This is a genomic window from Sphingomonas sp. Leaf343 (assembly GCF_001423765.1).
Lineage (GTDB): Bacteria > Pseudomonadota > Alphaproteobacteria > Sphingomonadales > Sphingomonadaceae > Sphingomonas.
In genome coordinates this window covers 188104-201966 of record NZ_LMPG01000016.1, presented here as the reverse complement: position 1 = coordinate 201966, position 13863 = coordinate 188104, and the positions used below count along the sequence as shown (strand labels likewise).

At 59.1% G+C, this 13863-nt stretch carries 12 protein-coding genes; 8 read left to right on the top strand and 4 right to left on the bottom strand.

All coding sequences use genetic code 11. The features are described 5' to 3' along the window. The first annotated feature begins 19 nt into the window (after positions 1–19). Genes ASG07_RS17050 through ASG07_RS16250 form a run of 5 tightly spaced genes read left to right on the top strand, consistent with a single transcriptional unit; the run spans position 20 to position 6922 of the window. Entirely contained in the window at positions 20–1066 is a 1047-nt protein-coding gene (locus ASG07_RS17050; protein WP_082474883.1) for a DNA cytosine methyltransferase, read from the top strand. Continuing rightward, entirely contained in the window at positions 1066–2274 is a 1209-nt protein-coding gene (locus ASG07_RS16265; RefSeq protein WP_082474882.1) for an ATP-binding protein, read from the top strand. The genes ASG07_RS17050 and ASG07_RS16265 overlap by 1 nt, the downstream gene beginning before the upstream one ends. After that, on the top strand, positions 2271–4058 hold the full coding sequence (locus ASG07_RS16260) for an ATP-binding protein (RefSeq protein ID WP_156361915.1): 1788 nt from the start codon (positions 2271–2273) through the stop codon (positions 4056–4058). The genes ASG07_RS16265 and ASG07_RS16260 overlap by 4 nt, the downstream gene beginning before the upstream one ends. Beyond that, positions 4055–5755 (top strand): response regulator receiver domain, encoded by a 1701-nt coding sequence (locus ASG07_RS17340; RefSeq protein ID WP_156361914.1) that lies wholly within the window; start codon positions 4055–4057, stop codon positions 5753–5755. Before ASG07_RS16260 ends, ASG07_RS17340 begins: the two co-directional genes overlap by 4 nt. 15 nt (positions 5756–5770) lie before the next feature. Next, positions 5771–6922 (top strand): hypothetical protein, encoded by a 1152-nt coding sequence (locus tag ASG07_RS16250; RefSeq protein ID WP_055849372.1) that lies wholly within the window; start codon positions 5771–5773, stop codon positions 6920–6922. 818 nt (positions 6923–7740) lie between these two features. On the opposite strand, the gene ASG07_RS16245 is transcribed toward ASG07_RS16250, so the two are convergent. Both ASG07_RS16245 and ASG07_RS16240 read right to left on the bottom strand, forming a co-directional pair. Then, a complete protein-coding gene (locus ASG07_RS16245; RefSeq protein WP_055849369.1) occupies positions 7741–7995 on the bottom strand; it encodes a hypothetical protein in 255 nt (84 codons plus the stop codon). Continuing rightward, complete coding sequence (locus tag ASG07_RS16240; protein WP_055849365.1) at positions 7992–8216, bottom strand: helix-turn-helix domain-containing protein; 225 nt, start codon at positions 8214–8216, stop codon at positions 7992–7994. Before ASG07_RS16240 ends, ASG07_RS16245 begins: the two co-directional genes overlap by 4 nt. Before the next feature lie 94 nt (positions 8217–8310). Between ASG07_RS16240 and ASG07_RS16235 the strand changes: the two genes are divergently transcribed. After that, entirely contained in the window at positions 8311–9258 is a 948-nt protein-coding gene (locus ASG07_RS16235) for a restriction endonuclease (protein WP_055849360.1), read from the top strand. On the opposite strand, the gene ASG07_RS16230 is transcribed toward ASG07_RS16235, so the two are convergent. Together ASG07_RS16230 and ASG07_RS16225 are read right to left on the bottom strand one after the other, a co-directional pair. Then, a complete protein-coding gene (locus ASG07_RS16230) occupies positions 9226–9684 on the bottom strand; it encodes a DUF5681 domain-containing protein (protein WP_156361913.1) in 459 nt (152 codons plus the stop codon). The genes ASG07_RS16235 and ASG07_RS16230 overlap by 33 nt on opposite strands. Beyond that, complete coding sequence (locus ASG07_RS16225; RefSeq protein WP_168377368.1) at positions 9684–11027, bottom strand: site-specific DNA-methyltransferase; 1344 nt, start codon at positions 11025–11027, stop codon at positions 9684–9686. The genes ASG07_RS16230 and ASG07_RS16225 overlap by 1 nt, the downstream gene beginning before the upstream one ends. Positions 11028–11754: 727 nt before the next feature. Between ASG07_RS16225 and ASG07_RS16220 the strand changes: the two genes are divergently transcribed. After that, positions 11755–12969, top strand: a complete 1215-nt coding sequence (locus ASG07_RS16220; RefSeq protein WP_055849353.1) for a tyrosine-type recombinase/integrase — start codon at positions 11755–11757, stop codon at positions 12967–12969. A gap of 58 nt (positions 12970–13027) precedes the next feature. Then, on the top strand, positions 13028–13678 hold the full coding sequence (locus ASG07_RS16215) for a hypothetical protein (protein WP_156361912.1): 651 nt from the start codon (positions 13028–13030) through the stop codon (positions 13676–13678). Positions 13679–13863 lie beyond the last annotated feature (185 nt).

Sequence of the window (13863 nt, the reverse complement as noted above, 5' to 3'; positions counted from 1 at the left end):
AAGGGCGTTGGTAGGAACTGTGGCTGAAGGGCGAGAGCGTACAGCCGTTGACCTGTTTTGCGGATCGGGCGCCGTCAGCGCAGCCCTTCGCCGGAGGGGTTTCCGTGTCCTAGCGGCAGTGGATAATGACCCGATTGCCTGCCGGACCTACAAGCTAAACCATTCGAAAACGCGCCTCCTTAAGCAAGATATACAGCTGCTGAATCCCGCTAAAGACCGCCGCTTGCGATCAATCCAATCGGTAGACCTGCTCGTGGTCTGTGCACCTTGCCAGCCGTTTAGCAGTCAAAACCAGAAGCGCAGAGGCGACCCGCGAGCAGCCTTGATCCTAGAGGCCGTCAAGTTTGCTGCCGAGTTGAAGCCGTCGTTAATCCTTTTCGAGAACGTTTCCGGGCTTGCTGGCCCTGGCAGCCACGAGCTGCTGACCGAGCTTCGGACACGACTTGAGGCTCACGACTATCTACTCGGATTACCGCGACGGATAGATGCCGCGGACCTAGGGGTGCCGCAAAGGCGGATCCGTTGTGTCATGATCGCTGCGCGGACCAAGGCCGCACTAAGCGAGTTTCAACAAGCAAACTTTTCTGCGCCCCGCAGCACTGTGCGTGAAGCGATTGCCGACCTTCCCGCTTTGGCCTCCGGCGAGCGTTGCAATCGCGATCCGCTACATTTTGCTCGCGATCACCGCGCGATAGTCATCCAGCGACTGGAGCACATTCCACATAATGGCGGGAGCCGGGCTGACCTTCCCAAGCACCTACAACTGCGCTGCCATGAGGGGCGTGCTACATCCTATTCGGACGTTTATGGTAGGATGTGCTGGGACCAGGTCGCCCCCACGCTCACGACGGGCTGCACCGACGTTACCCGCGGACGGTTTGCTCATCCGGACCAGGATCGTGCTATTAGCTTAAGAGAGGCCGCACTGCTGCAAACCTTTCCCAAGAAGTATAAGTTTCATGGCAACGCCTCAGAAGTAGCGCGCCAAATCGGAAACGCGGTTCCTGTCACAATGGTGGAAGCCATGTTGCCCGCGCTAGAAAAAATCATGGACTTGCCAAGCTGATGGCAAAGATTCGTGTTCGTGCACGTGCCGTCGACATGCTTGGCCGTCAGCAGATCGCTGGGATCCCGACTGCAATCCATGAGCTGTTTAAGAATGCTCACGACGCCTTTGCTGATAGCGTCGAAGTCGATTATTTTAGAGCTGACCACCTGTTGGTGGTGCGTGACGATGGCCTCGGCATGACATTGGAGGACTTCGAGACGCGATGGTTGACCCTTGGAACCGAAAGTAAAGTTGGAGCCAATGATCCTGGTGCTCAGTCTTGGACAGGCCCGAGCAGTAAACCTCCGCGGCCGATCATGGGAGAGAAGGGCATCGGCCGCCTTGCGATCGCAGCAATAGGTCCACAGGTTCTGGTACTTACGCGGGCAATTCGACCAGCTGGCCTTCAGCCGCTGGTAGCTGCCTTAGTGAACTGGCGGTTATTTGAGGTGCCGGGCATTGATCTGGACAGTATCGACATCCCGGTCGTGAAACTTCCTGACGGGCGACTACCGAACAAGGAAGTAATCGATAATCTAGTGGCACGTGTGCTCGCCAACGTTGACGCGCTCGGCGCTAAGCTGCCCGTCGACCAGGCTGATGCGATCCGTAGCGATCTGGCATTGATGAGTTTCGACCCGAACCTTGTACAACCTCAGTTCTCTGAGCCACACTTAGGCCAAGATCGTTACGGGACGCAGTTTTACATTCGCCCCTGTGCAGCGATCCTGCCCGACGATATCGACGCGGGCAGTGAGGATGTCGCGTCTCCGTTGCAGAAGATGCTGCTCGGGTTCAGCAACACCATGATGCCCGATCGGGCGGTCCCGGTGATTAAAGCTGAGTTTCGTGACCACCTTGAAGATGGCCGGACCCGAGAGTTAATTGGCGGAAATGCCTTTTTCACTCCTGCCGAGTTTGTCGCCGCGGATCATCATATTGAGGGGGTATTCGACGAATTCGGCCAGTTCTCAGGATGGGTCGCTGTATACAATCGAGCTGCTGTCGATCATGTGATTGCTTGGCCGGGATCAACTGGCCGCCCGACGGACTGTGGGCCGTTCCGTATCAAATTCGCGTACCTTCAAGGACGGATGAGCGAGTCCAGACTACCCCCAGCCGAATATTCCCATATCAGTCAAAAGCTAAATCGAATTGGCGGGCTCTACGTTTATCGGGACGGTATACGTATTCTACCATACGGTAACTCTGATTTCGACTTTTGAATATCGAAAGACGACGGACCAAGAGCGCGCAAGATTGGTTTTTCTCGTATCGTCGTATATTCGGCGCAATCGAGATAAGCTATGCGACCAACAGCTCGCTCGTCGAAAAAGCCGGACGTGAGGGATTTAGAGCCAATCGCGCGTATCGTGAGTTTGTGGCGATTCTAGAGAACTTCTTCGAGCGCCTAGCGATTGACTTCTTCAGGCCGACGTCAACCTTTGGGGATGAGTTCAACGCTATAAAGAAGGATCTCACGCGAGAAGCTAAGGCACTCGAAAAGCGAGAGAAGCAGGTTCGTGAACGGCGACGCAGACTTTCATCTGATCTAAGCTCATTCTTTGATGCGGTTGAGCGCGGAGAGCCTTCAAAAAGAGCGGAAGAGCTTAGATTAGAGTTCTTGGCTCGGGTCGAAGCACTCAGGGCTTTTGGCGATATGGAGCTTGCCGCCCAGCAGCTTCTGGAAGTCGAGGTTGATGCTGGAGAGGGTGTAGCTCGACTACGCTCTAGCTACACCATCCTGCGGCCCCGCGGATTTGGCATGACCAAGCTGCAGCAGCGGGATTGGGCAGCCTATCTTCGCAACTACGATAAGCTAGAGACAGAGGTGTTCGAGCCCTTGGCGCGGGAAATCGATGCGGCAGTAAGCGACATAGCCCAAGACTCCTTGGTAGCCGTAGATCGGCGCAGGAGAATCGTAGCTGGTTTGGAATCAAGACGCCGTTCCGCGACCTCAACGAGCGCCCGTCTGCGTCGTGAGGTGGGTGAACAGGTGACGGAGCTTTCAAACGTCGTCGATGGCACGCTCAAGGACTGCGTCACCCGCCTAGGTGAAGACATCGCTGCTACCTTCGCTGACCTCGGTCGTACTGATACGCAAGTTATTGATGAGCGCGATTTACGAGAACTTCAGCAGGCTTGGGAAACTCGCATCGAAGTAAGTGCTACTGAGACCAAGGAGCGCTTGGAGGCGCTCCGAGATCAACTGGAATCCGTTGCTGGCGCCGTGGCGCGAGACGAATTCGCGGACGACGCTACCGCCGCTTTGGAAGCACAATCAGAAGCGTATCGCTCTCAATTAGACGATTACGCGGAGCTCGCGCAGGTTGGAATGGCGCTGGGTATCGTTCAGCACGAATTTCAGAGTACGGCTAATTCCATAAATGACGCGATCGGTCGTTTACAACCTTGGAGTCGTGCGAACGCCGACCTCGCCAAACTTGTTCGCGACGTAAGTGGCGGATTCGAGCATTTAGAGGGATACTTGCGCCTATTTGCGCCTATGAGCCGGAGGTTAAACCGCGACGTCATCGACCTTACAGGTGAGCAGATCAGGATGTACCTCGACGAGGTTTTTGGGGATCGTCTCCGAAGGCATGGAGTAGACCTCAGGTGGACCAAACGTTTTGATGCCATGCGAGTTCAGGGGCATATTTCAACGTTTCTGCCCGCTTTTGTCAACGTTGTAGATAATGCTTTGTTCTGGATAGCGTTTGATCGGGAAGCGGAGCACTGGATCGAGCTTGATGCTGTAGATGATGCGTTCCTTATCACGAACGGCGGGCCTGGAATTGAGCTCAGGATAGCTGATCGAATCTTTGAATTTGGTGAGAGCACAAAACCGAACGGTCGAGGGATGGGGCTTTATATCTCGCGGCAGGCTCTCAATAAGGAGGGTTATGATTTGACCCTCGAAACAAGTGGAAGAGATACCCATCCTACTTTTCGGATTGGCCCCCGAGCCGACTCCTCAGACGATGCAGAAGATGAGGAAGGCGAGGAATGATCAACTTGAAGGCTCACTATGCGGACAGCGCGCGGCGCTTTCTGCAAACGGCCATTGTCATCGATGATCAGGCTCATTTCGGCCCGACCATAACGACGGTAGTTCCTGTCCTGCACTCGCCAACTGGAAGTGTCCTTGGCGCTCCAGATAGGCCCGGCGAGCCGGCGGTGGCCGTGACAGTAGAACAGGATGCCGCCGATCAACAAACAGGCAGCTTGAACGCTAAGGTTCTTACTCACGCGTTCATGGCGAGGGACATGATCTGCGGATTGTATAGGCCAGAGCCTGGCGAGGCGATGGTAGATCGAACGGCAGGTGCCGCAAAGCTGGCCGACATTGTGGTGGTTGATTGGTATCTAGAGCCTGGCAGTAGCAGATCGGCGAAGGAGATCGTAGTTCGTCTTCTCAAGAGTGATAGAGCAGACAATGGCCGGTTGAGGCTCATAGCTGTTTACACGTCTCAACCTGGACGCGAGGCGATTGCCGGTGAGTTGCTCGGCGAGATCGAAGGCCACTCTGAGCTTAGTGGAATGCTTCTTCAGGACGGGCCCGCGCTCGTAGGGAGCGATACTCGCATTATTGTACTGAATAAGCGAAATACGCAGGCCGCAGCTGACTTAGAAGAGGTAAACGAGGAAACGCTACCGGATCGCCTCATCTCCGAGTTCGCCTGCCTCTCGCAAAGTCTTCTGGCTAGTTTCTCGCTCTCAGCAGTTGCCGCGATCCGGAAGGGTGCCCATCACGTTCTTGCTCTTTATACAGGCGATCTTGACGGAGCGTTTGTCGCTCACCGCGCAGGCATCCCACATCCGGACGATTCCCGAGCATTTGCCTTGGACATGTTAGTAACCGAAATCCGAAACCTTGTCGAGCTTGAAGAAGTTCCTGAGCGCCAACTAGGTGGTGACGTTATCGAGGCTTGGGTTCAGAGTAAGGTAGCATCGGGTCACAAGTTCCGGGGGGAACAGGCAGAGATCACACCGTCCGATGTTCAAACCTTCGTTCGCGGTGGGGCAGACGCCTTCAAGGCATCCTTGCCTCGCCAACACGCTCATGGCGATCCATCTCAGCTGGTAGCCGAGGGCAGTCGTGTCCCCATCTCCAAAATTTCCCGTATCTTTTACCCCGATTCACCAGCCGCGCGACGGGCCGTCCAGCGGCTGGCTCGACTTACAACCTTTCAACGTGAACCAGGGCGTACGAGAATCCCAGAAGACTGGAGCCCACTGCTAACACTCGGAACTTTGTTGCAGGAGATACAAGCTGAGGGGAAGCATGGCCCAGCTGAAATCCTGTTATGTGTTCAGCCGAGATGTGACAGCGTCCGACTTAAGAAAAGAACGCCATTCCCCATGCAGGGGGTCAGCCTCTCCGGAGACCACTTCAATATTATTCTAAGGGATAGCGGAAGTGTCGTTCAGGAGGCTTGGGTTAGCTTAAAACCGATGGACACCGTAATGGTGCAGTTCGATCCCGATGCTGCTCGGCGGGGCGTTATCGCTACTCGGGATCAAGAGCGCTACATCTTTAGTAGCGTTGACGGTCGCAGGTGGCTGTGGCTTGGCGATATGAAGGAGATGAAAGCTCAGCAATGGGCAATGGATCTTGGCTCTCGCATCTCGGGCGTTGGCATGGATGAAATGGAGCATATGCGCCTCGCTGCTGAGCGTAAGCTAAAGCGCAACTGGACGGCCTAAGTCGATCCCCTCCCAATGAGCGCGACATTTCAGCCAAGCAACGTGCTCATCGTCGGCGCCGGCTTCTCCAAGAACGCAGGCCTTCCGCTCGTTAGCGACTTCACAAAGGAGTTGCTCAACCTCCGACGGCTGCGGCTGGACGGGCCCAACGGCGTGCTTGTCCGATTCATCAGGCAGTTCGTCGACACGAGCTTCGGGGAGGGCGCGGCCCGCACACCGGATCAGTGGCCCGACCTCGAGGACCTGTTTACCTTGGTCGACCTAGCGGCCAACTCCGGCCACCATCTCGGCCCTGCCTACCCGGCGGCGCGGCTTCGTCTTGTCCGCCGCGCCATCATCGCCCGCATGATCAGGATGCTAGACCGTGCTTACAACGACGGCGTCAGGGCGGGCGGATCGGATCGCGAGGCGCTTGACAGCGTTATTGCTGAATTGAATCTCGATGACGTCTCAGTCCTGTCGATGAACTGGGACACGGTAATCGAGCGCGATCTTGCCTCCCGCCGCCTCCTCACCAACTTCGACTATGGCTGCGGTGCGCGGCGCGCGGCGTTCCGAGATGGTAAGCTCGCCGAACGACCGTTGCCGAACGCCGCTACAGTCGAGATCCTCAAGCCACATGGCTCGGTCAACTGGCTCTACTGCGATGCGTGCCGGAACATCTACTGGCTGATCCCCGACGAGGGTTCGCGCGTCGCCCGCACGTTCTTCCGGCAGGCCGACTGGGAGGCCATTGGAGCAGACTCTCGCACGAGCGGACCTGCAAGGCTCGCGCAGACATGTCCATCATGCGAGGCGGACGCGCTGGGGACCCGGTTTGCGACCTTTAGCTACCGTAAGGCGCTCGACTTCCCGATGTTCGCTGCGAGCTGGCGCACGGCGGAGGAGCGACTCAAGCGGGCCGCTGACTGGGTGTTTGTCGGCTACTCGCTCCCCGCAGCAGACTTCGAGTTCAAGCACCTGCTTAAGCGTATCCAGCTTAGTGAAGGCGAGCGGCCCCGCATAACGGTTGTGACCAAGGGATTTGCTGGCGAGGAGACAATCAACCGCTACGAGAAGTTCTTCGGGACGGTATCCAGTGAACGCACGTATCTGCGGAACGGCTTTGATCGCCAAGCCGTTGAGCACCTGCGGCGCATCCGCGTGCTCGGGAGTTCTCCGAGCTGATGAGCTCCTCTGGGCATTGGTATCTAAGCGAGCGTGCCAGAACTAACGGGCTTGACGGCGGGGCGCGGCGCTGGCACCCGAGCCTACTTACTAAGTCAAGACTTGGTCGATCAGGCCCTGCCCCACGGTCTGAACGAACGACAGCTTACCGCGATCGATGTGCCAAAGCGGCCAAGCCGCTTTTCACCCGTCGATAGGCTTTACCCCCCCCCCCCGCCCGGCCGCATGAATGAAAGGCCGGTTACCGCAAGCGCCGCCTCAAAAAGCGTTCAGGCCGTTATCCACCAGAACATCGCTCTTCCGCTTAACGCGCAGACGCTCCTTACCCTCTTAGCGTGAGCCGAGCTGAGGATTCCCGGACCAACGAAGAGGATGAGGCGGGCGCGGTCACAACCGTGACTTTCGCCGACTAGGATGGAGAGACGCTGGTGACCTTTCACGAGATCTACCCGTCCGCGGAGGCGCTGAAGGAAGCGCTGCAAGGGGGGGGGGGGGGGGGGGGGGGGGGGGGGGGGGGGGGGGGGGGGGGGCAGCGGCGTTGCCGGAGCAGTTTGATCGACTTGGTAAAGTGGTCGGCAGCATCGGAGTGTAGGCCAGTCGCAGACCAGCTCGATGACCCTTTTTGGTCGAGAGGCCGGTCTGCAGTCCGCTCCCTCGCTGGCGCGCTGCCTGATGGCGATGGTGCTACATGCCTGTGCCGCGGCGGCCCCGTCGCGAGTGTCGTCCGAACACCGCCGAGGCAAGGACAATGCACGTGGTCTGCCGCATCGATGGCGCCTGCTTCAGGCAGCCCTGAAACGGCAAACCCCGTTGGCCGCTCACCTGCGCGGCGGGAGCAGAACCGAGGCAGCGACCACCAGCGCGGTGACCTCAGCCGCGGCCTTCCGCACAGCCGCTATGCGCTCCGCGAGGCTCAGCCCGTTGTGCGACAGGATAGCGACTGCCGACGCATCTTCCATGATCGCGCCGCAGCGTGCGAGTAAGTGGTTGATGAGGTCATCGCCTTCCATGTCGGTCAGGAAGCCGGCGGTCTCCTTGGAAGTCCAGCCGCAGCTTTCAGCCGACCAGCTCATCCCGGCTTCTCGCCGGCGTCCTCGAACAGCTGCCCGATGGTGACGCCGAGCGCATCAGCCAATCGCTCCACGACCGTCACTGTAGGGTTGCGCACACCGCGCTCGATGCCGCTGACGTAGGTACGGTCGAAGCCGTACTCGAGTGCGAACTTCTCCTGCCCCATGCCCTTCGCCTTGCGCAAACGGCGCAGGTTCATGCCAAGGCGGAGGCGCGCATCCATCGCTGCCGATGAGCCGCGGCGATGTTCTTCGGTCTACGGACGATGAGTCACAAACGACTGGACTTGCCGCGGCCAGGAAGCAATCCGTGTCGCCATGAACCAGATCGCCCCCGCCACTATCCGGTACATCAAGCTCGGTGGCGGCGGTCGCTGGGAAAACAGCTCGCTGGAGGCCGGCCGACTAGAGTGGGGTCTGCGGAGCGACCCGCATGATATGGCGCTCGAAGGCAACTGGGAGGCATTGATGGCCGGGTACACCGTCAGCAACCCGGCCAGGGGCACCGCGACCGGCTACACCAATGAAGCTCGCGCCTTCTACGACCGTGATCCAAATGCTCTCTGGATCACCTTTGCCCGCGGCCGGCTGTGGTGGGCCTTTGCCGAACCGGAGGTTGTGTGGCTGGGCGGCGACGGGACCGGGCACGGCACCCGCTACCGCGCCGCACGGGGTGGCTGGCGCGACTGCGATGCAGCGGGCGAGCCGCTGACGATGGATCGGCTGAGCACGCTGCTCACCCGCCTGTCGGCTTACCGGCGGACGATCTGCGGCCTGACCGCCGAGCAGAAGCAGCTCTGCCTTCGCTACATCAACGCAGAACAGGATGCGGAACAGCAGGCGGTCATCGCCGCCCGTGCGAGGCTTCGGCACAGCCTCACCGCGCTGATCCGGCGACTGACCTGGTCGGACTTCGAACAGCTCGTTGATCTCGCCATGGCGCGATCAGGATGGATCCGCGTGTCTGAGCTTGGTGGCCTGGCGAGGGACATCGACATGATCGTGCAGCAGCCGCTGACTGGCGAGCGGATGGCGATCCAGGTGAAATCCTCAGCGACCCAGCAGGTAGTCAACGACTACGCCGCCAAACTAAGCCTGCGCGCGTCGGGTGAACGCAGCATGCTGATCTGCCACACGCCTGTGGGAGCGCTTGCCGCACCAGCAAGCGAAGGCGGACGACCGCTGGAGCTGATGCTCGGCGAGCAGGTCACTGACCTCTCAATCAACGCAGGCCTAACTGACTGGATTGTCGACCGGGCGCGCTAGACCGTTCTCGCGCATCCATTCTTCCCTTTCCTGATCGCTAAGAGCCTCTGCGGCCAGCTGCTGTATGAAAGCCTCGATCCGCTCCTCCGGGATCGAATGATCCTGCGGCGCGGCCACCGCGTCCAGAGCGCCTATTCTGAAGAGGGCCTCCAGCGTTTTACGGCGTTGCAATGTCGGCCCGTAAGCAAAATCGTTGGCCAGCTGGCGCAGTCCGGCTTCCTTCAATGTCATCCGGCGCGTCCTGCCTGCAACCGTCACCTCGACACGCTCCTCCAGGATGGCCGCCATCATTTCGGAGAGAGAGGCATCAGGCTGATCCTGTCGCCTGCGTCCACGCGGATTGCCGGACTGTCCCTTTGGCCAGCGGTGCTCTTTGGGCGGCTTGCCCTTGCCGACCTCATATGGGCGGTTGTCGTACTGTCCCATCAGGCTGCCTCCCCGGCGAGGAGGTCTGGCAATGCACTATCATCGCGTGACAACAGCTCAGCTTTGCCGCCAGTGAGCTTCTCCCAGCGCGCAATGATCCGGTCGACATACACAGGGTCAAACTCGACCAGCCGCGCACGCCGCTGGATGCGCTCTGCTGCGATCAGCGTGCTACCCGATCCACCAAACGGATCGAGTACCACCTGTCCCTGGTCAGTGACGTCGAGCAGCGCCTCAGCCACCAGGGCCACGGGCTTCACCGTAGGGTGCAGCTCCAGCGCCTTCTTCTTGCCGCGGCCAAAGCCGGTCATGCCCGGAAAGGACCAGAGGTTGGTACGATTGCGACCATGCCTGCCAAGCTCGACTGCGTTGATGTGCGGACCATCACCCGTCTTGAAGACTGCAATCAGCTCGTGCTGGCTGCGCCACAGCGACCCCATGCCGCCGCGGCCCTTGTCCCAGACGCAGATGTTCAGGCGCTCGTCGAATACTGCATCCCCCGCCATGAGCAGCTCGCCGATATGCGCATGATCCATACACACGAAGGCGATTGCCCCGTTGGTCAGCACGCCTGCGATGTTCTCCAAGGCCGTGATCAGGAATGTCTCGAAGTCGCTGCGCGTCATCTCGCCTGATGCCATCGCAAACTCGGCATGGCGGCCGGTGCCGGAAACATGACCGTTGATCTTCACGTTGTATGGTGGATCAGTGAAGCAGCACGTCGCCAGCTCACCGTCCATTAGCGTCGTCAGCGTCATCGGATCGAGGCTGTCCCCGCAGATCAGCCGGTGCTTGCCAAGAGCGTAGAGGTCACCGCGCCGGGCGCTGACCTCGACCGGCGCCGGCGGTACCTCGTCCTCATCCAAATCATCGTAGATGCCGGCCTGGTGGTTGCCAGTAATCCGGTCCATTTCGCCGATGGTGAAGCCGGTCAGCGTCAGATTGATCGTCGGGATCTCCGCCCGGATCTCATCGAGCTCAATTCGGAGAGCGTTGATATCGTAATTGGCAACCGCCGGCAGCTTGTTGGCTGCAATGGCGTACGCCCGCAGCTCTGCATCGCTCATATGCGCGATGCGGATGACGGGCACGGTACGCAAGCCAAGCTTGTGCGCAATCTCCACGCGAAGATGACCATCGACGATGACGTTGCTGCTGTTGATCGCGACCGGATTGAGCATCCCGTTCTCAAGGATGCTGGCTTCAACCGCTCGTCGCTTGCTTAGGGTATGAGTTCGCGTGCGTCGCAATGCGGACTGCAACACCCCGAGTTCCACCTCGTCCCACTGCCCTACAGCTGTGGCCCGGTTCGATCCTGCATTCTGTCGTCTGGTCTTCGTCACAAGCACACCTCCATTTGGTGGTCTTGTGACAAAGCAGAAGACCAACCGATTTCGACTGCGGCCTCGTCTTCTGAGATCTACCTATCTAGGCGTGACCAGTGCGTCAACAGCAAAACGTTGTTGTGTCGATAATTATCTACTTCCACCGAAGCGACTAGGTTTGGTTTACTTTACTTTCGTTGCCAGAGCTGGGTACACTGCACACAGCATCTTCGCTGATGCTGCGATTTGCTTTCCCTGCAAGTACACGCTGGTTTCCCTGCTCCATCTCACAGGGAACGCTGCTTCAGACGCTACGGAATGGCCAATTATCGCGAAACCATGCGGCAGGAGCAGTTCGCAAAAAGGTGAGATACGCGTTGAGCAGGGAAAGCAGCGAAACAGGGTAACCGTACTGCCTGCCGAGGGCGCAGAGAATCAGCCGGAGAAGGTTCCGGTTTGCGGTTTGAGAGCGCGCTCTTCAGTATGGTTCAGGTCTGTAGAAGCCGCAGAACTGCGGGCTTTGCGGCCTCATGACGGCGCGTCGTGCTCAGAGCAGGGACTGGGTGGCGGAGCGGGAGTCCGCCAAACTCCTCACCCGCCTACGTCCATAATAGTCCATATTCGCTTTGTCATACGGCAGAAATGCGACGATTAAGCTGCGGTCGCGTCCGGGGTTGTGTATGGACGTTCGCTCCAATCCGCCATATCAAGTGGGACCGGCAGTGGGGCCGAAGTAGGACCGGACATGGCGACACGTACCCTCAACAAGCTAGACCCTCGGACTGCGGCGACCATTAAGACAGCGGGGCGGCATTCGGATGGCGGGGGCCTTTACCTGTCCATTGATCCCACCGGCCGGCGGCGTTGGGTATTCATGTACACGCGAGGCGGCAAGCGTACGGAGCTTGGCTTGGGCGGCGGGCGTGACCTGACGCTGGCGAACGCCCGGAAGGAAGCTGGCACGCTGCGAACGATCCTTGCGAGCGGCGGCGATCCCCGTTCCGCGCGGGAGAAGCAGGAGCGGGCAACGTTCGGTGAAGTTGCCGACGCCTATGTCGAGGCTATGCGTCCATCGTGGCGCAGCGCCAAGCATGCCGCGCAATGGGCCATGACGCTGACCAAGTACGCCGCGCCGATTCGCCCGCGCATGGTTGAGACGATCGGCACTCGCGACATTCTCGAGGTGCTACAACCGCTTTGGCAGCGGACGCCTGAGACGGCAGAGCGCCTGCGCGGCCGAATTGAAAACGTATTGGACGCCGCTAAAGCCAAGGGACTGCGAACCGGCGAGAACCCGGCGCGTTGGCGCGGCCACCTAGATCAGCTCCTGCCGAAGCGGCAGCGGCTATCACGGGGCCACCATGCGGCTTTGCCCTACGCGGACGTGCCAGCCTTTATCGCCGATCTACGCAGGCGCGAGGCTACGGCGGCACGGGCGCTAGAATTTACTATTCTCACTGCCGCCCGCTCCGGCGAGGCGCTTGGTGCGACATGGGGCGAATTAGACCTGGAAGGTGCAGTGTGGTCCGTGCCAGCGGCGAGGATGAAAGCGGGGCGTGAACATCGCGTACCACTGGCAGCACGCGCTTTGGAGCTTCTGCGGGTGTTGGACACCATGCGCAATGCTGAGAAGGCGCAGGCGAGCGATCCGGTATTCCAAAGCACAAAAGGCGGAAAGCCGCTGTCGAGCATGTCGATGGCGATGCTCTTGCGCCGCATGGGCTTGGCGGTGACCGCACACGGCTTCCGGTCGGCATTTCGCGATTGGGCAAGCGAGACAACCGGCTTCCCGCATGAAGTGTGCGAAATGGCGCTGGCGCATACAATCGGGAACAAGGCCGAAGCCGCATACCGACGCGGCGACCTGTTCAACAAGCGGCGCGGGCTCATGGATGCTTGGGCGAGCTACTGCGGTGAGAATGCTGGCAATGTGGTTCGGCTGGCGGCGGCCAGCGCCTGAACAAGCGGTTCTGCTACTAAAGCTGCTAAACTTGCAAATGTCACCGGGAGCTTACCTTATGCACAAGTCCTTCGCAGCAGTTCTCGCACAAGAGCGTCTCCTCGAGGGCAAAGTACCCGCGGCGATCGGCAAGAATCTGCCTCTCAATCGAGCAATTGAATTTCTGTTCGATCTGGCCACCTGCAAAAGTGAATGCCGCGGCGGCAACCACGTTATGGAAAGCCTGCTCGGAAGGATTGTAAATCAAGCGATCGCGAGCATCATGCTCGATGCCACCGGTTTCCATGACGAGGCCCTCGGACTGGTCAGGGGTATGGGCGAAATCACCAATCTGCTCGCGCTTTTCCGCCTCGACCCTCCATCATTTCGCACATGGGTCACCCTCTCTGACACTGAACGTAGAAAAAGATTCTCACCAGTGAAGGTCCGGCTCGTGATCGATAGGAATGGTTCGATCGCGATCCCTATGGATCAGCATGCGTATGACCAGCTGTGCGAGCGCTATGTTCATGTGCAACCGTCAACTTCACCCAACTCGCATGAGGATGGTCGACTAAAACATGTGGGAGGGCACTTTCAATCACGCGGCAGCGCGGAACTCCAGCAGACCCTGACGTATATCCTCCTTCAAGCCGCGATGTTAGCGGCATCGATCTTTGACCGTCGCGACCTGCTTCAAGAGCTAAGTGCGATGCTGCGAGTGCTGTAAGGTGACCTTGAAGCACAATGTAGGTACCCGTACCCGAGACCAGACCGGCCTTCTTCAGCAGCTCCTGAGACCAGCGCAGGACCCGCGTTATATCAATTTGGCATACCGCGCAGGTTTTCAGCCCTGCTATATTCGCCGCAGTTCTCTGGATACAGTTGGGTAATAATGCGACGGGGCGCTGCTAG